22 protein-coding genes are annotated in these 21,776 nt (G+C 72.7%); 7 read left to right on the forward strand and 15 right to left on the reverse strand.

The features are described from left to right. Positions 1 to 21: 21 nt before the first annotated feature. Entirely contained in the window at positions 22 to 2,778 is a 2,757-nt protein-coding gene (gene acnA / locus ACH5HR_RS02140) for an aconitate hydratase AcnA (RefSeq protein WP_416476003.1), read from the reverse strand. A gap of 240 nt (positions 2,779 to 3,018) precedes the next feature. On the opposite strand from acnA, the gene ACH5HR_RS02145 reads away from it, so the two are divergent. Further along, positions 3,019 to 3,681 carry a DUF5701 family protein gene (locus ACH5HR_RS02145; RefSeq protein WP_402371609.1) on the forward strand — a complete coding sequence of 221 codons (663 nt, stop codon included), beginning with the start codon at positions 3,019 to 3,021 and terminating at the stop codon, positions 3,679 to 3,681. Between the two features lie 9 nt (positions 3,682 to 3,690). Here the strand turns inward: ACH5HR_RS02145 and ACH5HR_RS02150 are convergent, their stop codons facing one another. The 3 genes from ACH5HR_RS02150 to ACH5HR_RS02160 are packed head-to-tail and all read right to left on the reverse strand — an operon-like array spanning position 3,691 to position 7,427. Next, complete coding sequence (locus ACH5HR_RS02150) at positions 3,691 to 4,098, reverse strand: hypothetical protein (RefSeq protein WP_416476005.1); 408 nt, start codon at positions 4,096 to 4,098, stop codon at positions 3,691 to 3,693. 23 nt (positions 4,099 to 4,121) lie between these two features. Beyond that, positions 4,122 to 5,411 (reverse strand): class I SAM-dependent RNA methyltransferase, encoded by a 1,290-nt coding sequence (locus ACH5HR_RS02155; RefSeq protein WP_416476007.1) that lies wholly within the window; start codon positions 5,409 to 5,411, stop codon positions 4,122 to 4,124. A gap of 18 nt (positions 5,412 to 5,429) precedes the next feature. Further along, a complete protein-coding gene (locus tag ACH5HR_RS02160; protein WP_416476009.1) occupies positions 5,430 to 7,427 on the reverse strand; it encodes an APC family permease in 1,998 nt (665 codons plus the stop codon). Positions 7,428 to 7,520: 93 nt separating this feature from the next. On the opposite strand from ACH5HR_RS02160, the gene ACH5HR_RS02165 reads away from it, so the two are divergent. Both ACH5HR_RS02165 and ACH5HR_RS02170 read left to right on the forward strand, forming a co-directional pair. Continuing rightward, positions 7,521 to 8,180 carry a potassium channel family protein gene (locus tag ACH5HR_RS02165; protein WP_416476405.1) on the forward strand — a complete coding sequence of 220 codons (660 nt, stop codon included), beginning with the start codon at positions 7,521 to 7,523 and terminating at the stop codon, positions 8,178 to 8,180. Then, positions 8,180 to 8,854 (forward strand): potassium channel family protein, encoded by a 675-nt coding sequence (locus ACH5HR_RS02170; RefSeq protein WP_402371603.1) that lies wholly within the window; start codon positions 8,180 to 8,182, stop codon positions 8,852 to 8,854. Before ACH5HR_RS02165 ends, ACH5HR_RS02170 begins: the two co-directional genes overlap by 1 nt. A gap of 32 nt (positions 8,855 to 8,886) precedes the next feature. Here ACH5HR_RS02170 and ACH5HR_RS02175 read toward each other — a convergent pair whose 3' ends face one another. The 4 genes from ACH5HR_RS02175 to dut all read right to left on the reverse strand — a co-directional run bounded on the left by ACH5HR_RS02175 (position 8,887) and on the right by dut (position 11,364). Further along, complete coding sequence (locus tag ACH5HR_RS02175) at positions 8,887 to 9,660, reverse strand: DUF3159 domain-containing protein (RefSeq protein ID WP_402371602.1); 774 nt, start codon at positions 9,658 to 9,660, stop codon at positions 8,887 to 8,889. After that, entirely contained in the window at positions 9,657 to 10,025 is a 369-nt protein-coding gene (locus ACH5HR_RS02180) for an OB-fold nucleic acid binding domain-containing protein (RefSeq protein ID WP_402371601.1), read from the reverse strand. The genes ACH5HR_RS02175 and ACH5HR_RS02180 overlap by 4 nt, the downstream gene beginning before the upstream one ends. 8 nt (positions 10,026 to 10,033) lie before the next feature. Next, the gene (locus ACH5HR_RS02185) at positions 10,034 to 10,786 is read right to left on the reverse strand and encodes a DUF3710 domain-containing protein (protein WP_402371600.1); all 753 of its coding nucleotides are present in this window, start codon (positions 10,784 to 10,786) and stop codon (positions 10,034 to 10,036) included. Between the two features lie 92 nt (positions 10,787 to 10,878). After that, the gene (gene dut / locus ACH5HR_RS02190) at positions 10,879 to 11,364 is read right to left on the reverse strand and encodes a dUTP diphosphatase (protein ID WP_402371598.1); all 486 of its coding nucleotides are present in this window, start codon (positions 11,362 to 11,364) and stop codon (positions 10,879 to 10,881) included. A 43-nt stretch (positions 11,365 to 11,407) separates the two neighbouring features. On the opposite strand from dut, the gene ACH5HR_RS02195 reads away from it, so the two are divergent. Continuing rightward, complete coding sequence (locus ACH5HR_RS02195) at positions 11,408 to 11,905, forward strand: DUF3093 domain-containing protein (protein ID WP_402371596.1); 498 nt, start codon at positions 11,408 to 11,410, stop codon at positions 11,903 to 11,905. 79 nt (positions 11,906 to 11,984) lie between these two features. On the opposite strand, the gene ACH5HR_RS02200 is transcribed toward ACH5HR_RS02195, so the two are convergent. The 3 genes from ACH5HR_RS02200 to ACH5HR_RS02210 all read right to left on the reverse strand — a co-directional run bounded on the left by ACH5HR_RS02200 (position 11,985) and on the right by ACH5HR_RS02210 (position 14,124). Continuing rightward, positions 11,985 to 12,284: a DUF4193 domain-containing protein gene (locus ACH5HR_RS02200; RefSeq protein ID WP_171784121.1), complete on the reverse strand. Its 300-nt coding sequence runs from the start codon at positions 12,282 to 12,284 to the stop codon at positions 11,985 to 11,987. Between the two features lie 323 nt (positions 12,285 to 12,607). Then, the gene (locus ACH5HR_RS02205) at positions 12,608 to 13,453 is read right to left on the reverse strand and encodes an inositol monophosphatase family protein (RefSeq protein WP_402371595.1); all 846 of its coding nucleotides are present in this window, start codon (positions 13,451 to 13,453) and stop codon (positions 12,608 to 12,610) included. Next, positions 13,450 to 14,124 (reverse strand): trimeric intracellular cation channel family protein, encoded by a 675-nt coding sequence (locus ACH5HR_RS02210; protein ID WP_402371593.1) that lies wholly within the window; start codon positions 14,122 to 14,124, stop codon positions 13,450 to 13,452. Before ACH5HR_RS02210 ends, ACH5HR_RS02205 begins: the two co-directional genes overlap by 4 nt. A 130-nt stretch (positions 14,125 to 14,254) precedes the next feature. Here ACH5HR_RS02210 and sepH point away from each other — a divergent pair, with 130 nt between their 5' ends. Then, complete coding sequence (gene sepH, locus ACH5HR_RS02215; protein ID WP_402371591.1) at positions 14,255 to 15,397, forward strand: septation protein SepH; 1,143 nt, start codon at positions 14,255 to 14,257, stop codon at positions 15,395 to 15,397. 12 nt (positions 15,398 to 15,409) lie between these two features. On the opposite strand, the gene ACH5HR_RS02220 is transcribed toward sepH, so the two are convergent. From ACH5HR_RS02220 to ACH5HR_RS02235, 4 genes are all read right to left on the reverse strand, one after another. Then, entirely contained in the window at positions 15,410 to 16,054 is a 645-nt protein-coding gene (locus ACH5HR_RS02220; RefSeq protein ID WP_402371590.1) for a thymidine kinase, read from the reverse strand. Positions 16,055 to 16,080: 26 nt separating this feature from the next. Next, positions 16,081 to 17,289 carry an alkaline phosphatase family protein gene (locus tag ACH5HR_RS02225; protein WP_402371589.1) on the reverse strand — a complete coding sequence of 403 codons (1,209 nt, stop codon included), beginning with the start codon at positions 17,287 to 17,289 and terminating at the stop codon, positions 16,081 to 16,083. Next, entirely contained in the window at positions 17,286 to 17,885 is a 600-nt protein-coding gene (locus tag ACH5HR_RS02230; protein ID WP_402371588.1) for a DUF5998 family protein, read from the reverse strand. The genes ACH5HR_RS02225 and ACH5HR_RS02230 overlap by 4 nt, the downstream gene beginning before the upstream one ends. A 77-nt stretch (positions 17,886 to 17,962) precedes the next feature. Continuing rightward, a complete protein-coding gene (locus ACH5HR_RS02235) occupies positions 17,963 to 20,683 on the reverse strand; it encodes a GNAT family N-acetyltransferase (protein WP_416476014.1) in 2,721 nt (906 codons plus the stop codon). 59 nt (positions 20,684 to 20,742) lie between these two features. Between ACH5HR_RS02235 and ACH5HR_RS02240 the strand changes: the two genes are divergently transcribed. Then, a complete protein-coding gene (locus tag ACH5HR_RS02240) occupies positions 20,743 to 20,964 on the forward strand; it encodes an antitoxin (RefSeq protein WP_402371585.1) in 222 nt (73 codons plus the stop codon). Then, positions 20,951 to 21,301 carry a type II toxin-antitoxin system PemK/MazF family toxin gene (locus tag ACH5HR_RS02245; protein WP_402371584.1) on the forward strand — a complete coding sequence of 117 codons (351 nt, stop codon included), beginning with the start codon at positions 20,951 to 20,953 and terminating at the stop codon, positions 21,299 to 21,301. Before ACH5HR_RS02240 ends, ACH5HR_RS02245 begins: the two co-directional genes overlap by 14 nt. Positions 21,302 to 21,776 lie beyond the last annotated feature (475 nt).

The following is a 21,776-nucleotide window of genomic DNA, read 5'->3' on the forward strand; positions in this document are numbered from 1 at the left end:
TCGTCGCCTCAGGCCTCCGGCTCAGGGGGCGGCGTGGGCGGCCCGCACGTACTGCAGGATCCCGCCGTTGCGGTAGTAGTCCGCCTCGCCCGGGGTGTCGATGCGCACGACGGCGTCGAACTCGACGACCGACCCGTCGTCCTTGGTGGCCTTGACGGCGACCGTCTCCGGGGTGGAACCGTCGTTCAACGCCGCGATCCCGGTGATGTCGAACGTCTCGGTGCCGTCCAGGCCGAGCGACTCGGCGGACTGCCCGGCCGGGAACTGCAGCGGCAGGACGCCCATGCCGATGAGGTTCGACCGGTGGATCCGCTCGAACGACTCGGTGATGACCGCCTTGACGCCGAGCAGCGCGGTGCCCTTGGCCGCCCAGTCGCGCGACGACCCGGAGCCGTACTCCTTGCCGCCCAGCACCACCAGCGGGGTGCCCTGCGCGGCGTAGTCCTGGGCCGCGTCGTAGATGGTGTCCTGCTCGCCCTTGACGAAGTTGAAGGTGAAGCCACCCTCGACGCCGTCCAGGAGCTGGTTCTTCAGGCGGATGTTCGCGAACGTGCCGCGGATCATGACCTCGTGGTTCCCGCGACGGGATCCGTAGGAGTTGAAGTCGCGGCGTCCCACCCCGTGCTCGGCGAGGTAGGTGCCCGCCGGGCTGTCGGCCTTGATCGCACCGGCCGGCGAGATGTGGTCGGTGGTGACGGAGTCGCCCAGCTTGGCCAGCACGCGAGCGCCCGCGATGTCCGCGACGGGCTCCGGCGTGGCGCCCATGCCCTCGAAGTACGGGGGCTTGCGCACGTAGGTCGACTCGGTGTCCCAGGCGAACGTGTCGCCCTCCGGGGTGTCGAGCGCGCGCCAGCGGTCGTCGCCGGCGAAGACGTCGGCGTAGTCCTTGGTGAACATGTCGCGGGAGATCGACGTGGCGATGGTCTCCTCGACCTCGGCCGGCGTGGGCCAGATGTCGCGCAGGAAGATCGGCTTGCCGTCCTCGTCGCGCCCCAGCGGGTCGTGCTCGAAGTCGAACTCCATCGTGCCGGCCAGGGCGTACGCGATGACCAGCGGCGGGGACGCCAGGTAGTTCATCTTGACGTCCGGGTTGATGCGGCCCTCGAAGTTGCGGTTGCCGGACAGCACGGAGACGACGGCGAGGTCGTGCTCCTGGACCGCCTCGGAGATCTTCTCGTCCAGCGGGCCGGAGTTGCCGATGCAGGTGGCGCAGCCGTAACCGACCAGGTGGAAGCCGAGCTTCTCCAGGTACGGCCACATGCCGGCCTTCTCGTAGTAGTTCGTCACGACCTGGGAGCCGGGCGCCATGGAGGTCTTGACCCACGGCTTGGCCTCGAGGCCCGCCTCGACGGCCTTCTTGGCCAGCAGCGCCGCAGCGAGCATCACCGACGGGTTGGAGGTGTTGGTGCACGAGGTGATCGAAGCGATCGCGACGGCACCGTGGAACAGCTCGAACTCCTTGCCCTCGGAGTCCGTCACGGGCACGGTGCGGCGCACCTGCGCGTGGGTCGACGGCGAGTCGGAGGCCGGGAAGGACTCCTTCTCGGCCTCGTCGACGGCGTCGATGACGTCGGACGCGTAGGCCGGCAGGTCACGCGCGAACGCGGACTTCGCGTTGGACAGCTCGATGCGGTCCTGCGGACGCTTCGGGCCGGCGATCGACGGCACGACGGTCGACAGGTCCAGCTCCATGTACTCCGAGAACGTCGGCTCGACGTAGTCGTCCGACGTCGGGTCGAGCCAGAGGCCCTGCTCCTTGGCGTACGCCTCGACGAGCGCCAGCTGCTCGTCGGACCGGCCGGTCAGGCGCAGGTAGTCGATCGTCACCTCGTCGATCGGGAAGATCGCAGCCGTGGAACCGAACTCCGGCGACATGTTGCCGATGGTGGCGCGGTTCGCCAGCGGGACCTGGCCGACCCCGGAGCCGTAGAACTCGACGAACTTGCCGACGGCGCCGTGCTGGCGCAGCATCTGCGTGATCGTCAGCACGACGTCCGTGGCGGTGACGCCCGCGGGAATCTCGCCGGTGAGCTTGAAGCCGACGACGCGCGGGATGAGCATCGAGACGGGCTGGCCGAGCATGGCCGCCTCGGCCTCGATGCCACCGACGCCCCAGCCGAGCACGCCGAGGCCGTTGACCATCGTCGTGTGCGAGTCGGTGCCGACGCAGGTGTCCGGGTAGGCCCGGAGCACGCCGTCCACCTCACGCGTCATCACCGTGCGCGCCAGGTACTCGATGTTGACCTGGTGGACGATGCCGGTGCCGGGCGGGACGACCTTGAAGTCGTCGAACGCCGTCTGGCCCCAGCGCAGGAACTGGTAGCGCTCGTGGTTGCGCTCGTACTCGATCTCGACGTTGCGCTCGAACGCGTCGGCGCGGCCTGCGACGTCGATCTGCACCGAGTGGTCGATGACCATCTCTGCCGGTGCCAGGGGGTTGATGCGGGTGGGGTCCCCACCGAGCTCGGCGACGGCCTCGCGCATCGTGGCGAGGTCGACGACGCAGGGCACGCCGGTGAAGTCCTGCATGATCACGCGTGCGGGCGTGAACTGGATCTCGGTGCTGGGCTGCGCGTCCGGGTCCCACCCGGCGAGCGCACGCACGTGATCGGCGGTGATGTTGGCGCCGTCCTCGGTCCGCAGGAGGTTCTCCGCGAGGATCTTCAGCGCGTACGGGAGGCGCTCGAGCCCCTCGACGGCCGACAGCCGGAAGATCTCGTACGAGTTCCCGGCGACGTCCAGGGTTCCCTTCGATCCGAATGTGTCCACGCTGCTCACTGCGGCTCCTTCTAGGGGGCTGTCCGGCGCGGGCACCGATCTGGCACGTGGCAGCGGTTCCGACGCCGATGTTTCCGACGGGCTCCGCCCAGCGTACGCAGAGGTCGCCGGGCTGCACCCAGCATAGCCCATATATCTTGACGTCAAGATACTTAGGGGTGCCTCACCGCCGCGCGCCGGACGGGAACACGAGCGCCCCGGCGGACGTTGAACGACGGCCGCCACCTGGAAGGACGTCACGTGCCCGCTCCCCTGCCCTCGCTCCCCGCCCAGGCCGACCGCCTCGCGGACCTCGGTCTCCTGCCCGCCGCCGGAACGCTCGACGCCGCCACGCTGCCGTCGACGGCGGCCCGCCTCGCCACACGGGCCCCCGACGGCGCGCTGCTCGTCGTGCACCCGCGCCACCTGCGCCCCTCGAGTCTCGCCCCGCACCTGCGCCGGGCCGTGCGCACCCGCGCCGGGACGATCGAGCGGGAGGGGTTCGTGGTGGTCGACATGCCGGACGCCGACGAGTTCGCTCCCACCGGGCTGGAGGAGCCGACCGCCGACGTCTACGCCGTCGTCGGACCCGATCGCGGTGACGACCTGGCGAGCTGGTCACCGGCCGAGGCCGCCCCCGAGCTCGAGCGACGCGGACGGACCCCGCTCACGCTGGCGGAAGGCCTGCACTGGGCGCTGCAGGCGCCCGACGTGCTGGAGCGCAACCGATGCTTCATGACGATCGGTTCCCGGCTGCGCAAGCCCGACGGCTCGTTCGACTCGCGGACCCCCGCCGTGTGGATCTCCAACGGGACCGGACGCGACGGGTCGCAGCGCCGGGGTGCGGCGAAGGTGGGCTGGTGCTGGTGGGGCAACCGGCACAGCTGGCTCGGCTTCGCCTCGGCGGCGTCGCGGCTCACCTGACCGTCCGGTTCAGCCGTCCAGGACGAGGTCGACGTCGAGCCGAGCCAGGTCGACCCCGTCCGGCACGGCCACCACGCTCGTGGTCCAGGTCAGGTCCGCGGTGCACTCGCCCGTGCCGGTGCCCAGGGTGATGGTGACGCGGTCGCCCTCCGCGACGACGTCCTGCGGCAGCCACGGGCACGACGAGCTGCCCGCGGCGTAGACGGCGATCCGGCCCGACTCCGGAGCCAGCAGCCATCCCGGCTCCGCGCCGGTTGGATCGGCGTCGACACCCGCCGGGAGGCCGCGGTAGGTGTGCAGCACCACCTCGCCCGACGAGCGCACGAGGAGGGCGACCAGCACGGCCACGCCGACCACGACCGCGACGACCGCCAGCCGCAGCGGCAGCCACCGCCGCACCAGGCCTCGTTCCTGCATGATCCGACGGTACCGAGGTCCGCTCAGCGGTCCAGCACCGCCACCGCCTCCACGTGGTGCGTGTGCGGGAAGAGGTCGAACGCCCGCAGGCCGGTCAGGGTGTACCCCCGCTCGCCGAGCAGGCCGACGTCCCGGGCGAGCGCAGCAGGGTCGCAGGCCACGTAGACGATCCGGCCCGGCTCCCGCCCCGCCATGGCGTCCACCACGGCGCGCCCGGCGCCGGCGCGAGGTGGGTCGAGGACGACGACGTCGGCCGCCGGCACGGGGTCGTCGTCGGTGCGGCCTGCGAGCACACGGTCCACCGCGCCCAACCGCAGGTCCACGTGGTGCAGCCCGTGGACGTTGCGCCGGGCGTCCTTGACCGCCTGCTCGTCGCCCTCGATCGCGACGACCCGCCCACGCTCCCCGACCGCCGCGGCGAGCGGCAGCGTGAACAGGCCCGCGCCGGAGTACAGGTCCAGGACGGTGGCGTCGGAGACGTCGCCGACGGCGTCCAGGACGGCTCCCGCCAGCACCCCGGGGGCCCCGCGGTGCACCTGCCAGAACCCGTCGGCGGCGACGCGGTACCGGTGCTCGGCGTCGCCGACCTGCACGGTCTCCGTCACCGCGCGGCGGGCGTTCGGCCGGAAGTCCGGCCGGCCGCGCCGCCACGGCGTGCCGTCCACCAGCATCAGGGCGTCCGCGCCCCCTGCCGGTGCGACGAGCTCGAGCCGCTGGCCCGGCCGCCAGCGCCGGGTGAAGACTCCCTCGGTCGCCGCCAGCGTCAGCACCTCCGGCGTCGCGAGCGGCATGGCGTCCAGCGGGACGACGTCGTGCGACCGGAACCGCCGCATCCCGGCGCGACCGTCGGCGTCCGTCACGAGCTCGATCCGGGTGCGGTAGGCGAGCCCACCACGCTCGTCGTCGCCGGGAGCGGCCTCGACCGTCACGTCTGGCTCCAGCCCGGCGAGCCGCCGGAGCTGCTCGGCGAGCACCGCCGCCTTCCAGCGCCGTTGCGCGGGCAGCGCGACATGGGAGAGCTCCGCGCCACCCACGCCGCCCGGGCCGGACGCCGGCCAGGCCGGCTCCACGCGGTCGGCCGACGGCTCCAGCACCTCGACGGCGTCGGCTCGCCAGAACTTCTTGCCACCCTCGGTCACGCGGGCGCGCACCGTCTCGCCCGGCAGGGTGTGGCGCACGAAGACGACGCGACCTTCGTGGCGGGCGACGCAGTGGCCGCCGTGCGCGACGGGGCCGATCTCGAGCTCGAGCTCGAGGCCGACCTCCGGGTCGACGGGACGGGAGCGGGGGGACGAACGGCGGGGTCGGGTCACGGCCTCATTGTCCCCCGTTCAGAGCGGACGGCCGCCGTCGACCTCGTCACCCTCGAGCCCGGTGTGCCCCGCCGAGGACGACAGCTGCCAAGGGACGGACGCGACGACGACGCCCGGCGTGAACAGCAGGCGCCCCTTGAGCCGCAGCGCCGACTGGTTGTGCAGCAGATGCTCCCACCAGTGCCCGACGACGTACTCCGGGATGTAGACGACCACGAGGTCGCGCGGGGACTCGCTGCGCAGCGACCGGACGTAGTGCAGGATCGGCCGGGTGATCTCGCGGTACGGGGAGTCCAGCACGCGCAGCGGGACCGGCAGGTCGAGAGCCTCCCACTGCCGACGCAGGTCGGTGCTCTCGTCGAGGTCCACACCGACCGTCACCGCCTCGAGCAGCGACGGCCGCGAGGCGCGCGCATAGGCGAGCGCGCGCATGGTCGGCTTGTGCACCCGGGAGACGAGCACGACGGCGTGGACCCGGCTCGGCAGTGCGCGGGCGCCCGCGACGTCGTCGAGCGCGAGCTCGGACCGGACCCTGGTGTAGTGCCGTCGGATGCCTCGCATGATGACGAAGAGCACACCCATGGCCACCACGGTGATCCAGGCACCGTGGGTGAACTTCGTGACCAGGACGATCACCAGCACGGCCGAGGTCAGGACGAACCCGGTCCCGTTGAGCACCCGCGACCGCTTCATCCGGCTCCGGACCTTCGGTTTCGGTTCCTTGCGCAGCTCACGGGTCCAGTGCCGCAGCATGCCGAGCTGCGCGAGCGTGAACGACACGAAGACGCCCACGATGTAGAGCTGGATGAGCGCGGTCACCTCGGCGTCGAACGCGAGGACGAGCACACCCGCTGCCACGGCGAGCGTGACGATGCCGTTCGAGAACGCCATGCGGTCGCCGCGGGTGTGGAGCTGGCGTGGCAGGTAGCCGTCCTTGGCCAGCAACGACCCGAGGACGGGGAACCCGTGGAACGCCGTGTTGGCGGCGAGGAGCAGCACGAGCGCGGTGACGCCGACGACGACGGCCGCGACGACCGACAACCCGCCGAACACCGTCTCCGCAAGCTGGGCCAGGACCGGGTGCTGCTCGTGCTCGTCCCCGACGAGCACCCCGTCCCGGGTCAGCTGGGAGGCCGGGTCCTCGACGAACTTGACCCCGGTCGCCTGGGCCAGGAACAGGATCGTCATGAGCATCACGGCGGAGATCCCGCCGAGCAGCGCGAGCGTCGTGGCGGCGTTGCGTCGTTTGGGCCGCTGGAAGGCCGGCACGTCGCTGGTGATCGACTCGACCCCGGTGAGCGCGACGGCACCGGAGGCGAACGCCCGAGCGACCAGGAAGGCGCCGGCGACACCGAGCAGACCCTGCTCGAACCCGGCGGCAGGCACCAGCTCGAGGTCGGCACTGGCCGCCTGCGGCATCTCTCCGGAGACGTACTGCACGGCGCCGACGACGGCGAGGACGCCGAGCGCCGCCATGAAGCAGTAGATCACCACCACGAACACCCAGGCCGACTCGCGCACCCCACGCAGGTTCACCACGGTCAGTGCCGCCACGAGCAGCACCGCGACGAGCGGCTCGTGCCCGCGTACCACCGGCAGGAGCACCACGAGGTACTGCGACGCGGCCGACAGCGACACCGCGACGGTGAGCACGTAGTCCAGCATCAGAGCCGACGCCACCCCGGTGCCGGCCGTGGGCCCGAGGTTGGTCGTGGCCACCTCGTAGTCGCCGCCGCCGGAGGGATACGCGCGCACGATCTGGCGATAGGAGGCGACCACCACCAGGAGCACGACCACGACGGCGGCGCCCACCCAGGGCGAGAACGCCGTGGCCGCGATGCCGGCGACCGCGAGCATCAGCAGGATCTCGTCCGGCGCGTACGCCATGGACGACAGCGCGTCCGAGGCGAAGACCGGCAGCGCCACCCGCTTGGGCAGCAGAGAGCGCTTCGAGCTCTCGCTGCGCAGGGGTCGCCCTACGAGCAGCCGCTTGGCGGCGTCTGCGATGTCCGACACGGTGACTCATGCTATGCCTGTCGGTGCGTCCAGGCGCAGGTCGGCGCACGGGTGCTCGGAGGTATAGCGTTCCGTGGTGTGCACTTCGTGATCATGGGATGCGGCCGCGTGGGCTCCTCGCTCGCGCAGTCCATCGAGGAGCGCGGCCACTCGGTGGCCGTCATCGACCAGAACCCCGAAGCCTTCCGACGGCTCGGACCCGACTTCTCCGGGCACAAGGTGACGGGTGTCGGCTTCGACCGCGACACCCTCGTCCAGGCCGGGATCGAGGACACCTACGCCTTCGCCGCGGTGTCCGACGGCGACAACTCGAACGTGCTCGCCGCCCGGGTCGCCCGGGAGACCTACGGGGTCGAGCACGTCGTCGCCCGGATCTACGACCCGCACCGCGCCGAGATCTACCAGCGCCTCGGGATCCCGACGGTCGCCACCGTCCGCTGGACCGCCGACCAGGTGATGCGCCGCATGCTCCCCCTCGGCGCGACCGACGAGTACCGCGACCCGTCGGGCGCCGTCCGGCTCGCACAGGTCGACTACCACCCCGGCTGGCTCGGGCTGTCCGTCCGGCGCATCGAGGCGACCACCGGCGCGCGGGTCGCGTTCCTCACCCGGTACGCCGAGGGTCAGCTCGTGGCGGCGGACACGCTGCTGCAGGAGAACGACGAGCTGCACGTGCTGATGCGCACCGACGACGCGCCGCGCGTCGAACGGCTGCTCACCCACGCCCCGGGGCCCGAGGAGGAGCTGGACTGATGCGGATCGTCATCGCTGGAGCGGGCTCCGTGGGCCGGTCCATCGCCTCTGAGCTCCTCGCCAACGACCACGAGGTCGTGCTCGTCGACAAGAACCCGTCGGCGATGCGGGTCGCCCAGGTCCCCGAGGCGGACTGGCTGCTCGCCGACGCGTGCGAGACGTCGTCCCTCGATGGCGCCGACGTGTCCTCCGCGGACGTCGTCGTGGGTGCGACGGGCGACGACAAAGCCAACCTCGTCTTCTCCCTGCTGTGCAAGACGGAGTTCGCGGTGCCGCGCACCGTCGCGCGCGTGAACAACCCCCGCAACGAGTGGATGTTCGACGAGTCCTGGGGCGTCGACGTCGCCGTCTCGACGCCGCGCATCATGACGGCCATGGTCGAGGAGGCCGTGTCCGTGGGCGACCTGGTGCGGATCTTCACGTTCCACCAGTCGGGCGCCGACATCTTCGAGGTCACGCTGCCCCCGGAGTCCCCGCTGGTGGGGCTGCGGGTCAGCGACGTGGGCTGGCCCCCCGACACCGTCCTGGCGTGCATCGTCCGTGGGACCCAGCCGTTCAGCCCGACGGCCGACGACGCTCTCGAGCCCGGCGACGAGCTCATGTTCGTCACCGGGCAGGAGGCAGAGCCCGCCATGCTGCAGCAGCTCGTCGTCGACGGACCGGAGCTCGGCTGAGCCCGCGCGACGCGGGCTGAGCGCCGGCCGGCTCAGGTGGCGTCGGTGCGCCCGGCTCGCTCGTGGGCACCGCGGACGACGACCCAGGTCAGCCACAGCACGAGGCCCCACAGCGGCACGCCCAGCACCAGGTGCATCGTGCCGAGCCAGCCGACGTCGCCGGTCAGGTACAGCGGGACCTTGACGGCCAGGCGGACGGCGAAGAGCCCCACCCAGAACCAGCTCGCCACGGTGTAGCGGCGTACCAGTGCCGGGTCCGACCGCCAGTCGGCCAGCGCCGCGAAAGGGCTCCGCTCGGGCTCGTCGTCCGACGTCGCCTCCTCCGTGACGGGTTCGTCCCGGCGTGCCGCGTCGGAGAACCCGGCCCGGATCGCCTCGACGAACAGTCCCACCAACGGCCACCGCACCAGGATCGACACGACGAAGGCTACGAGGTAGGCGGCGTTGGTCCACAGGCCCCAGACGTAGAAGTCCTGCGCCTCTCCGGAACGCCAGGCCCAGAAGACGCCGACGGCGATGCCGAGCACGCCACCGAGAGCCTGGGTGACCGGCGTGCGCTGCACGAGCCGCGCGACGACGGCCACCAGGGCGGCCGCGGCCGAAGCGACCAGGGACGGCGTCAGGTCCTCGGTGATCACGAAGACCACCACGAAGACGAGACCGGGGAGCACCGACTCGATGACGCCGCGCACGCCGCCGACCGCCTCGCCGAACGAGAACGAGTCGGCCGTCAGGGAGCGCATCCCGCGTGCCGGTGGGGTCTGGGGGCTGTGGTCGTCCACGTGCTCCTCGTCCGTCGAGCTCATTCGCCGGCCCGTGCACGCAGCTCGTACCGGGGGTTGTACATCGTCCGCCGGCCCTCGCGGACCGTCACCATGCCCTCGACGCGCAGGCGTCTGCCGGGCTGGATGCCCGCGATCTCCCGCCGACCGAGCCACACGAGGTGCAGCGTGCCCGTGCCGTCGTACAGCTCCGCCTCGACGGTGGGCACGTTCTCCCGCGGGCGCAGCACCACCGAGCGCAGGACGCCGGCCGCCGAGGAGCGCTCGCGCGGGTTGAGGTCGTCGAGCGGCCGACAGCCCGTCACCAGCGCCGCGGCGGTGCGCTCCTCGTCGGCGACGACGTCATCCGTCGACGCGAGAGCGGCGCGGACCATGCTGCGCAGCGACATCTCGGGCCTCAGCGGATCTCGGTGATCTCCGGCCCACGCGTCAGCGGGTCGAAGGAGGGAGTCTGCGGCGTCGCGTCCGTCGGCCCGTCGGCGCCCGTTGCGTCCGCACCGTCCTTGCGCGCCTGCTCGGGCAGGGTCAGCGTCAGCAGGTCGCGCGGCGGACGCGGGTTGGCGTCACGCACCACGACGATGTTCGCGAACACCGACTCCAGCGGCTTGGCCGCCTCCGCGTCGACGGCGGCCCGGCCGGAGAGCACACCGCGCAGGAACCAGCGCGGACCGTCGTGACCGATGAACCGCGCCGGCCGGACAGCGGGCTTGCCCTCGGGCGTCTTCGCGGGGATGCGGGCCATCAGCTCACGGCCGAAGGTGCCGGGGACGTCGTCGACCGTGCCGCCCTGCTTGGTCAGCGAGGCTCCGATCTCCTCACGCACCTCGTCCCAGATGCCGCCCGTCTTGGGTGCGGCGAACGCCTGGACCTGGAGCACCGAACCCTGCAGGGAGGCGGCCACACCCGTGACCTTCTGCGACTTCTTGTCGACCTCCATCCGCAGCTGCAGACCGGGTAGGACAGGGAGCCAGACGGCACCAAGATCGACGCGCGGCCCCATGGCCGTCACCTGCGAGGAGTCGAACGGCCCACGCTCGGACGGGGCCGTGGGCTCCGTGCCCGTGGGCGCTCCGTCCGGGGCCGGGCTCACCTCGCCCGTGGTCGCGGACTCCGTCGCCTTCGTCGACGCCTTGCGCCGGAACAGACCCACCAGGGATCTCCTTGTCTCGTCGGATCCGACGGCGCAACGCCGCCCTGTACTCCAGGTTAGACCGCCGGTGGCACCGGCCGGGAACCCGCTGGTCAGGCCTGCGAGACCCCACCGCTCGAGCCGAACCCGCCGGAGCCGCGGTGCGACCCGGGCAGACGCTCCGCCACCAGGAACCGCGCGTGCTCGACCCGCTGGATCACCAGCTGGGCGACCCGGTCCCCGCGGCGCAGCCGGACCGTCTCGTGCGGGTCGGTATTGGCCAGGACGACCTTGATCTCACCCCGGTAGCCCGCATCGACCGTGCCGGGCGCGTTGACCACCGTGATGCCGTGCCTGGCGGCCAGTCCCGAACGCGGGTGGACGAACGCGGCATAGCCCTCGGGCAGCGCGATCGCCACGCCCGTCGGCACGATCTCGCGCTGCAGCGGACCGAGCTCGACGTCCCTGGTGGTCACCAGGTCCGCCCCGGCGTCGCCCGGATGGGAGTACGCCGGTACGAGGGCGTCGTCGTCCAGCAACGTGACGAGCACGTCGAGCGTGCTGGGGTCGGTCACCGTGGGGCTCGCGTTCTCAGGCACCCGCGCAGCCTAACGGACACCCGAGGCCTGCGATGATGGTCCCATGAACGACATGCCCACCCGAGCCTCGGACACGTCGGGACCGGCCCAGGGAGCCGCGTTCCACGAGCGACTCGTCCCCGGACCGGGTGCGTGGGTCGCCGCACTCGGGCTCGGTGTCATCGTGGCCGTGGTGGTCCTTCCGCTCGCCCCGGTCGTCGCGCCGGTCGCCGGTCTCCTCGTGGCCGCGGGCGTCGGCGTGACCCTCGTCGTGACCGCCCCGGTCGTCGAGGTCGTCGGCGGTGAGCTGCGAGCCGGTGACGCGCACGTGCCCGTCGACCTGGTCGGCACCGTGACCCCCGTGTTCAGTGCCGAGGAGATGCGGGTGCAGCTCGGCCCCGAGCTCGACGCGCGCGCCTACGTGTGCCTGCGGAGCTGGGCCCGCACCGGTCTGCGGGTCGAGCTCGACGACCCGCAGGACCCGACGCCCTACTGGCTCGTCTCCACCCGCCGCCCGGACGACCTCGCTGCCGCGCTGACCGAGGCGGCCGGCACGGCCTGAGCCCGGGGACGACGAAGGCCGTCACGTCGAGGACATGACGGCCTGGGTGTCGGGGACTCCGCCCGCGGTCTGACGACCGTCAGGCGGCGCACTCCGTGCAGATCATCTGGCCCTTCTTCTCGTAGGCCAGCTGGCTGCGGTGATGCACGAGGAAGCAGCTCGAGCACGTGAACTCGTCGGCCTGGCGGGGCAGGACGCGCACCGCGAGCTCTTCACCGGACAGGTCGGCGCCCGGAAGCTCGAAGCCTTCCGCAGCCTCTGTCTCGTCCTCGTCGACGACACCCGACGACTTGTCGGACCGACGAGCCTGGAGCTCCTGGATGGAGTCCTGCTCGTTGTCCTCTTCGTTCTTGCGGGGTGCGTCGTAGTCGGTTGCCATCTGTGTTGTCACACTCCGTGGGTTTCGGTGGCGGTACGCGCTGCTAATGCTTGGCGGACGGGTTTTGTTCCCGCTCGGCCCCCGGATTCTGCACCATCCGCAGCGACCACGCGACATGTCGGACTGTCGTGCCGGTCACACCGGGCCTGACCAGCGCAAACAGTAAGCGTTCCGCCGAGCGAAAGCCACCCGGATTCCGACTCGCTCCGGGTCAGCCCTCGGTTCCAGATGGTCGGGCCGCCCCTGCACTCGCAAGCTCGCTCCGGGTCAGCCCTCGGTTCCAGATGGTCGGGCCGCCCCTGCACTCGCAAGCTCGCTCCGGGTCAGCCCTCGGCTGCGTCGGCGTCCGCGGACTCCAGCAGCTCCACCAGCTCGGCCTGCCGCGCCGGCGCACCGGCGACGGTCATCAGCTGCGTCGCCGGCGCTCCGCGCAGCCCGGTCAGCGCGCCACCGGCCTCCATGGCGACGAGACCGCCGGCAGCGACGTCCCACGGGTTGAGACCACGCTCGTAGTAGAGGTCGATCGCTCCCTCGGCGAGCAGGCACAGGTCGATCGCGGCCGAACCCAGCCGGCGGATGTCGCGCACCCGGGGCAGCACGTGCGTCAGGACCTGGGCCTGGTGCGCCCGGCGCTCGGCCGCGTAGCCGAACCCGGTGCCGACCAACGACGTCGCCAACGACTCCGCCTCGCGCACGTGGAGCTCGCGGCCATCCCGGTCGGCACCCAGCCCGTGCCCTGCCGTCCAGGTCGCCCCGTCCACGACCGAGTGCACGGCACCGGCCAGGACGGTCCACCGTGCCGGGTCCGGGTCGCCGACGACCACGGCGACCGACACCGCGTAGGAGGCCACGCCGTACAGGTAGTTCACGGTGCCGTCGATCGGGTCGATGACCCAGGTGAGCCCGCTGGTGCCCACGACGTCGTCGCCCTCCTCCCCGAGGATCCCGTCGTCCGGGCGCCGCGCGGCCAGGCGACGTCGGAGCAGCTCCTCCGACGCCCGGTCCATGTCGGTGACGGGGTCGACGTCGCTCGACTTGGTCGCGGCGACCTCGACGAGCGCGGGCCTGCCACCACGCACCATCGCCCCGGCCTCGAGAGCCAGTGAACGGGCGAGGGAGCGAAGGTCGGCGATCTCGGAGGCGGGCGGGAGGCCAGGAAGTGAGGTCACCCGTCCATCTTGCCCGACTCACGGCCCCACCGGCCGGTCCATCCACCACCGGCGTGCGGCACCACCCACCCGAGCGCCAGCGAGAGCAGCCGGAAGCCGAAGACGAGCGCCACCACGCACAGCGCGGACCACCACTGCCACCAGCCGGTCTCCCAGAGGACGACCACGGTGGCGGCACCGAGGATCGCCGGGACCGCGTAGAGCTGGCGGTCGGCGAAGATCAGCGGCACCTCCCCCACCAGCATGTCTCGCAGGACACCACCTCCGATGCCCGTCAGGACCCCGACCACGAGCGAGGCGAGCAGACCGGCCTCCAGGTCGAGCGCCTTCGCCGTCCCTTGGACGACGAACAAGGACAGGGCCGCGGCGTCCAGCACGATGACGGAGCGCCGGAGCCGCGTCAGGCCCGGGTGCAGCACGAACGTGGCCAGGCCCGCCGCGATCGCGGCGACCACGAGCTTCCAGCTGGAGATGCCGACGGGCGGGGTGTCGCCGATGAGCACGTCGCGCAGGATGCCGCCGCCGAGCCCGCAGACCCAGGCCAGGACCAGCACGCCGAACAGGTCGAACCGTTTGCGGACCGCGGCCAGGCCTCCGGCGACCGCCGAGACGAAGACCGCCACGACCTCCAGGACGTTGACGCCCGGCACCAATGTCTCCACGCCCGTCATCCTCGCAGTGTCCGCGCCACGGGCAACCGAGAATCCGCGGCACACCGACGCGCCTGCGCGGGACGGGCGCCGGTGGGTGGCACTCTCGAACGAGCAGGCCCGCCAAGCCGGGCGGGCGTGAGGAGGAACCATGGCCGAGCTCGAGCTCGTGACGCTGCACGAGGACGCCGAGCGCCTGGTCCTGCGTGGCCCGGACGGCGTCGAGCACACCTTGACGATCACCGAGGCGCTGCGGGCCGCCGTGCGCCGCGACCGGCCGCGCACCGAGGCGCTCCAGGCGGAGTCCGCGGCGACGCTGCGCCCGCGGGAGGTGCAGGCCAGGCTCCGGGCCGGTGCGACCGCTGAGGAGCTCGCCGCCGCGTCCGGACTACCGCTGGAGCACGTGCGGCGCTACGAGTGGCCCGTCCTCACCGAGCGGGACCACGTGATCACGCAGGTACGCAACCACCACGTCGACCCCGAGGGAAAGATCGAGCTCGGCGAGCTCGCCGACGCCCGGCTGGCGGCACGCGACGTCACGGTGGAGGACGCGGTGTGGACGGCCCGGCGCGAGGGGAACGCCCCCTGGCACGTGGAGGTCCGCTTCACCGCGGGCGAGCGCGAGCGCAGCGCACGCTGGTCCTTCGACCCGAAGGGGCGCGTGGTCGTCGCGCTGGACGACGAGGCGCGCTGGCTCGGCCAGCCGGACGACGCGATCTCCCCGGAGGTGCTGGGCGTTCCCGGCGTCGTCGACCGGCGCCGTCCCCCGCCGCCGTCGGACGCCGCCGCTGACGCCACCGCGCTCCTGCTCGACGACCTCGCAGGCCGCCGCGGGCAGCGCCCGCCGCAACGGCCGCGGCGGCCCGATCCGGGCCCGCAGGACCAGGAGCTCCCGCTCGACCTCGACCCGACGGCCCAGGCGGACGACGGTGCGAGCATCGTCGATCTCGGCGCTCGCCGGGACGCCCAGCGCGCCGCACACACCGAGGATCCCGAGCCCTCCGACGCCGAGGCCGCCGACGAGACCGACGAGCGGGACGGGCGCGAGACCGAGCCGGTGAGCGCATCCGAGACGTCGTCGTCCGACGGCGAGCCACGATCGCCCGCACCTCCACCGGAACCCGTCGCTCCCCCGCAGCCCGCTGCTCCCCGGACGTCGGCACCGTCGGCCGTGGTCGGCGAGGTGGCAGCACCTGCCAAGGCGAAGGTCGCACGGCGCACGCCGCGCAAGGGCCGTGCCCAGGTACCGAGCTGGGACGAGATCGTCTTCGGCGGCGCGCGCCCGTCGCCCTGACGCCGGGGTTCGTCAGCCCACGTCGAGCAGCGTGTCCTCGGACGGGGCGAGCCGGCGAGCGGTGTCGGCCGTCATGCGCCGCATGTGGTGACGCCGGCACAGCACCTCGTAGGCGACCTCGGCGTCCGCGCTGACGTCGCCCACGACGACCTGGTCGCCCTCGACCACCATGACGCCGTCCACGGTGCGCGCGTTGTGCGTGGCGCGTGCACCGCACCAGCACAGGGACTGCACCTGCAGCACCTCCATGCGGTCGGCGAGCTCGACGAGGCGTGCAGAACCGGGGAACAGCCGGGTCCGGAAGTCCGCGGTGATGCCGAACGCGAACACGTCCATCTCGATCTCGTCGACCAGGCGTGCGAGCTGCTCGACCTGCTGCGGCGAGTAGAACTGCGCCTCGTCGCACACGAGATAGTCGACCACGTTCCCACGCTGACGCTCGGAGACGATCGTCTGCCAGAAGTCCGTGTCCTCGGTGACCTCGCGGGCGTCCACCTCGAGGCCGAGGCGGGACGACAACCGCGCGGCGCCGGCCCGGTCGTTGCGCGTGAAGATGATGCCGTGCCGTCCTCGCGCGCGGTGGTTGTGGTCCGTCTGCAGGGCCAGCGTCGACTTGCCGCTGTCCATGGTCCCGGAGAAGAAGACGAGCTCGGCCATGTCCGAATCCTGTCAGAAGGCGTTGGTCAGGAGGAGACGAGCAGCGGGACGATCATCTCGACGGGCGTCAGCGACCCGTGGACGCCGGGCATCCGCCGCGCACCCTCAGGGTGCAGCCGGGAGTCGACGACGGTCGCACTGCCGCGGGCCGCGACGAGCACGTCGCCCACGGCGGGCAGCACGTGGTCCGCGACCGGCCCGAGCCAGCCGGCGTCGATCGCATCGTCCCGCAGCGCCACGAACGCGTCGTCGCCGAGGACGTCGGCCCACCGTGCGGCCACGGCGGCAGGATCCGCGCCGGGCGCGACGTAGACGTGCGTCGCGCGGGGCTCGCCGCCGAGGAGCACGACGTCCTGGTCGAGCGCCGGCTCGGCACCGACGTCGTGCTGCCGTGCCATGTCGGTCGCGACCTGGCCGTGGTCGGCGGTGACGAGCACCAGCGTGCCGGCCGGCACGCTGGCGGCGAGCCGGCGCAGCTCGGCGTCGGTCGCCTCCAGGGCGTCCCCCCACTGCCACGAATCGGGGCCGTGCTTGTGCCCGACGGTGTCGACGTCGGCCTGGTAGAGGTAGACGAGACCGTCGTCGCGCAGGGCGCGCAGCGTGGCGTCGACCCGGTCGGAGAACTTCTCGGCGACGACGTAGCGTGGACCGCGCAGCGCGGCCCGGGTCATCCCCGACCCGGCGAACTTGGCCGGTCCGGGCGCGACGACGCTCACCCCGGCGCCCAGCGCCTCGAAGACGGTGGGCTCGCGCTGCAGCTCTGCCGGGTCGGTGCGCAGCGGTGCGGAGGTCTTGGTCCCGGGCCGGTAGGGGTCGGACTGCTCGTTCCAGGACACCATGGTGGCCAGCCCGCCGGTGCCGGGGTTGCGCTGGGTGTAGCCGACGAGGCCGGTACGCCCCGGCGACGTCCCGGTCCCGAGCGTGGCGAGCGCGGCCGCCGTCGTCGACGGGAAGCTGGTGATCAGCGAGCGCGCGTCCGGCAGGAGCCGGCGGAGGAACGGCGCGTGCCCGCCACGCTCCACGAGGTTGTGCATGCCGAGGCCGTCCACGAGGACGACGACGACGCGGCGCGCTGCGGGCAGGCCGAACGCGGCCGCGCAGTCGATCGACCGCAGCCCGGTGCTGGTGGTCAGGTCGACACCGAGGGCTCCCGCGGCGGCGGGCAGGACGGCGGCCAGCGAGTCGCTGCCGTACGACGGCGCGACGAGGTCGTCAGGCAGCAGGACCGACGTCATCGGGCGGCGCGCCCGCCCACCCCGGTGGCGGCGGAGAGCTCGCGGGCGAACGCGGCGGCGCGGCGGACGGCGTCCCGGCCCTCGGCGGCGTCGGAGACGCGCACGACGATGTCGTCGGGCGTGATCTGCCCGGTGTACCCGTGGTCGGCGTCGCAGCTCGGGTCTGGGCACTGCGCGGGCTCCAGGTCGAGGCGGGACACCGCTCCCCAGCCGACCGCGAGCGTCAGCTCGGCGGCGCTGTCGCCGGGCCGATGGTCGGCGGGCTCGGCCACCACGTGGGTCAGCGCGACGGACCGGACCTCCCCGAGCGGCACGGCTTCGGTGGTGGCCGCGGCGGACGACGGGTTGGCAGCGTCGCCCTCGTGGTCGTCGACGTGCGCGGCGACCAGCCGCGTGGGCGTCAGCGCGAGCACGGTCAGGTGGCGACGCACCTGGCTGTCGAAGGTCGTCTCCGCCTGGACGAGGTGCGCGAGGACCGGCTCGTCGGCGATCGCGACGTCGATAACGTCGTTGACCAGGTCCGGGTAGTACCCGGCCCGGAACACGTGGGCGGTCAGGTCGTCACGAAGGTTCTTGCGAGTGGTCGCGGAAGGCACCCGCCCATCTTCCCACTTCCTCGCCTCCGGTGGCACCGGGCTGTGGACGGCGGTCCCCGAGCCCGGTCACGCCCCGCTCAGCCCGGCAGCGCGCGGCGCAGCGAGTCGGCCCGGCGACCCGCAGGACGCAGCCGCACGCTGGCGTGCAGGACCGACGCACCCTGCTCGGCCACCACCACGGGGTACAGCTCGAGCGACGCGAGCTCGGGCAGGTCGTCCGCCATGACCGACGCCCGCGCGAGGACGTCCTCGAGCGCGTCGACGTCGGCCGGTGGCGCTCCCCCGTACCCGTACAGCCGGGGCGCGGCCCGCACCGTGCTGACCAGCGCCGAGACGTCCACGTCCGTCAGCGGCGGGATGCCGTGCGCGACGTCGTCGAGCAGGTCGACGGCATCGCCCGCCAGCCCGAAGGACACCATCGGGCCGAACAGCGGGTCCTCGGCCGAGCGCACCACGCAGGCGACGCCCGGCGGAGCCATGGCCTGCACCTCGAGCTCCGGGGCCTCGCTCCCCAGCACGGCCTGCGCGACCGTCTGCAGGCGCGCGACGTCGGAGCGCAGGTCGTCCGGATCGCTGATGTCGAGCCGCACTCCCCCGAGGTCGTTGCGGTGCCGCAGCGCCGGCGAGGCGCTCTTGAGCGCGACCGGCCAGCCGAGCTCGTCCGCGGCCGCGACGGCCTCGTCGGCCGTGCGGACGGGCACCGAGCGCCAGAGCCGGATGCCGTAGCAGTCCAGCAGCTCGGCCGCCTCGGTCGCGTCGAGGTCACGGGCGTCGGACTCCGCGGCCCAACGCTCGACGAGCCGGCGCGCGCGGCGCGCGTCCACGCCGTCGGGCATCACGTAGTGGCCGCGCTCCTCGGCGCGCGATCCGGCGTGCTCGACGACCTTGCCGAGCGCCACGACGGCGTCCTCCGGGGTGGAGAACGCCGGGATCCGGACGATGCGGCCGTCGGGCGCCTCGGCGGCGAGCTCGTCCGGCATGCCGTGCAGCCCGAGCATGGAGGCCACCGTGGTACGGCCCGTGCGGGCGGCCGCTTCCGCCACCGCACGGGCGATCGCCCCGGTGCGAGGCTGGACCACAGGCACGTCCACGACGACGACGGCGTCGCAGGCGCCGGGCGCGTAGAGCGCGTCGACAGTCTGGGCGATCTGCTCCTCGCGGGCATGGGGACGCAGGAAGTCGCTCGAGGCGGCCACCGTCAGACCGGCCGACGCCGCGGCCTCCGCGACGAGGGCCGCGAGCGCCGCCGACGACGCGAGGATCCCCACGCGGCTCCCGGCGGGCAGCGGCTGGTGGGCCAGGACCTGGGCGATGTCCATGAGCTGGTGGGTGTTGGCCGCCTGGATGACGCCGGACTGGCGCAGCAGCTCGTCGAGCAGCCGCCGGGGCGCGTGCGTGGCGCGAACCGCGTGCCCGGGCGGGACCACCTGGCCGGAACGGCCCGCCGTGGCGACCACCACCGGCTTGACGGCGGACAGCCGCCGCGCGATCCGCGAGAACTTGCGCGGGTTGCCGATGGACTCCAGGTACAGGCACACGACCTCGGTGGCGTCGTCGTCCTGCCAGAACTGCATGAGGTCGTTGCCGGAGACGTCGGCTCGGTGCCCCGCCGAGACGAGGGAGGAGACGCCGAGGCCGCGCCGTTCGAGCGTGGCCGTCAGCGTGACGGCGGCTGCGGCGGACTGGCAGAACAGGCCGACGACGCCGGGTCGGGGCGGGCGCAGCGCGAGGCTCGCCCGCAGCGCGCCGCTCGGCGTGGTGGTCAGCACCCCGTAGGAGACGGGGCCGACGACGCGCATCCCGGCGGCGTGCGCGGTGCGCAGCAGCTCGCGGCGTCGCTCCAGACCCTCGGAGCCGACCTCGGCGTAGCCGCCCGAGAGGACGACGACGCCGCGCGCGCCGGTGAGGGCGAGCCGGCGCACCGTCTCGACGGCGACGTCCGGCGTGACGGCCAGCAGCGCCAGGTCCACCGGCCCGACGGCGTCCCACCCGGTCGCGTGCTCCACGCCCTCGGGCACGTCGCCCGGCGGGTCGAGGACGACGAGCTCGGTGCCACCGGGGTCGTTCTGGTGCGCGTCCAGCACGCGCTGGGCGAGCAGTGCCTCCGGCGTGCCGTCGTCGTGCGCCTGCCCCTCCGAGCCCGGCCCGACCAGCAGGACGCGGCGCGCGGAGAGCAGCCCCGCCATGGAACGCGCCTCGGCGCGGTGCTCGCGATCCGCCATGACGGCGCGGGAGCGTTCGGTGGGGTCGAGGTCGATGCCCACCGTCACGATGCCGTCGTCCAGGTGCTGGCTGATCTCGAAGCCCGCGTCGCGGAAGACACCCAGCATCGAGGCGTTCTGCGGCAGCACCTCGGCGGTGAAGCGGCGCACGCCCCGCTCCCGGGCGGCCGCCGCCACGTGCTCCAGGAGCACCGAGGCGAGGCCCTTGCCCTGCACGGAGTCGGCGATGTTGAACGCGACCTCCGCCTCGCCGTCGGCGATGACGTCGAAGCGGGCGACGCCGAGGATGTCCTCCCGCTGCGAGCCGTCCTCGTCGTGGCCGGGACGGACCGCCACCAGCGCGGCACGGTCGTGGTGGTCGAGGGTGACCAGACGGCGCAGCTCACGATCGGTCAGGCGCGCGATCGGGGCGAAGAACCGGAAGTAGGTGGAACGCTCCGACTGGCCCGTGTGGAACCGCTGCAGCGCGTCGGCGTCCTCGGGACAGATCGGGCGCACGTGCATCGTGGTCCCGTCGCGGAGCACGACGTCGGCCTCCCACTCGACCGGGTAGGAGGCTGGGCGCTGATCGTCCATCCGAGCAGGCTATCCGGTAGACCCCGCGAGGGGGTAGCATCGCGGGTATGAAGGTGAGTGTGAGCATCAGGGAGCAGGATCTCCGCTACCTGGACACCTACGCCGAGCGCGAAGGGCTTCCGTCACGCTCGGCCACCATCCACGCCGCGATCAAGGCGCTGCAGGTCCACGACCTGGAGGCCGAGTACGCGGAAGCGATCGAGGAATGGGCGGACTCCGACGACGCGGACGCGTGGGACGGGACCGTCGGCGACGGACTGGACGGCGATGCGACGCGGTGAGATCTGGTTCGCCGACCTCGACCCGTCGCGAGGCTCCGAGTCCAACAAGATCCGGCCCGTCGCCATCGTGTCCAACGACGCGCACAACAGGGTGGCGCAACGCCTCGGCCGCGGCGTCCTCACGGTCGTTCCGTTGACCAGCAGCCCTCGCCGAGTGCTGACGTTCCAGGTGTTGGTCGACCAGGAGTCGTCCGGGTTGCCGCGGGAGTCCAAGGCGCAGGCCGAGCAAGTCCGCGCGCTGGACGTGTCCCGACTGGTCGAGCGGGCGGGTCGCCTCACCCGCGAGCAGCTCGCGGCTGTCGATGACGCGCTGAGACTGCACCTCGACCTGAGTTGAAGCGGCCGACACCCCGCCGATCCTGGAACGCCACCGCGTCACGCCGAAGGCCATCATCAGCACCATCGCGCCCTCGCGGGCCGACTCCGTCACCCCGCGACCCATCGCCGCCCTCTGGTCGACGTCGATCATCTCCCGCGAGATCCGCTGCCAGTCCGCGTAGTCCACGGTCTCGATCGGGTGATGGCGGCGTGTGCTGGGCGCGATCGTCGCGTTGTCGACGAGGACGTCGACTCCCCGAGCGCCTCGGTCGCCGCCGTGACGATGCTCTCGGCGCCCTCCGGCCGCTGCCTTCCGCAGTTTCGCCACGATGCTCCTCGGGCAAGTGAACCATCTTGGGAACGGCACCCACTTCGAGCGGGTCGCCCCCGGGGCGTTGCCGTTCGCAGGCATCGAGGGCGGCTCCGGCCCGCCTGCACCGCCCTCCCGCGCGGTGGCGCTACGCTTCCCTCGAACGTCCGTACGGGGCCGTGCG

Source organism: Isoptericola maris, from assembly GCF_048065335.1.
Lineage (GTDB): Bacteria > Actinomycetota > Actinomycetes > Actinomycetales > Cellulomonadaceae > Isoptericola > Isoptericola rhizosphaerae.

Coding starts and splice junctions, on each gene's coding strand:
- ACH5HR_RS02150 (WP_416476005.1), bottom strand. CDS start 4,098: ATGCAGGAACGAGGCCTGGTGCGGCGGTGGCTGCCGCTGCGGCTGGCG.
- ACH5HR_RS02165 (WP_416476405.1), top strand. CDS start 7,521: ATGGGATGCGGCCGCGTGGGCTCCTCGCTCGCGCAGTCCATCGAGGAG.
- ACH5HR_RS02170 (WP_402371603.1), top strand. CDS start 8,180: ATGCGGATCGTCATCGCTGGAGCGGGCTCCGTGGGCCGGTCCATCGCC.
- ACH5HR_RS02175 (WP_402371602.1), bottom strand. CDS start 9,660: ATGAGCTCGACGGACGAGGAGCACGTGGACGACCACAGCCCCCAGACC.
- ACH5HR_RS02180 (WP_402371601.1), bottom strand. CDS start 10,025: ATGTCGCTGCGCAGCATGGTCCGCGCCGCTCTCGCGTCGACGGATGAC.
- ACH5HR_RS02195 (WP_402371596.1), top strand. CDS start 11,408: ATGAACGACATGCCCACCCGAGCCTCGGACACGTCGGGACCGGCCCAG.
- ACH5HR_RS02200 (WP_171784121.1), bottom strand. CDS start 12,284: ATGGCAACCGACTACGACGCACCCCGCAAGAACGAAGAGGACAACGAG.
- ACH5HR_RS02210 (WP_402371593.1), bottom strand. CDS start 14,124: ATGACGGGCGTGGAGACATTGGTGCCGGGCGTCAACGTCCTGGAGGTC.
- sepH (WP_402371591.1), top strand. CDS start 14,255: ATGGCCGAGCTCGAGCTCGTGACGCTGCACGAGGACGCCGAGCGCCTG.
- ACH5HR_RS02220 (WP_402371590.1), bottom strand. CDS start 16,054: ATGGCCGAGCTCGTCTTCTTCTCCGGGACCATGGACAGCGGCAAGTCG.
- ACH5HR_RS02225 (WP_402371589.1), bottom strand. CDS start 17,289: ATGACGTCGGTCCTGCTGCCTGACGACCTCGTCGCGCCGTCGTACGGC.
- ACH5HR_RS02235 (WP_416476014.1), bottom strand. CDS start 20,683: ATGGACGATCAGCGCCCAGCCTCCTACCCGGTCGAGTGGGAGGCCGAC.
- ACH5HR_RS02245 (WP_402371584.1), top strand. CDS start 20,951: ATGCGACGCGGTGAGATCTGGTTCGCCGACCTCGACCCGTCGCGAGGC.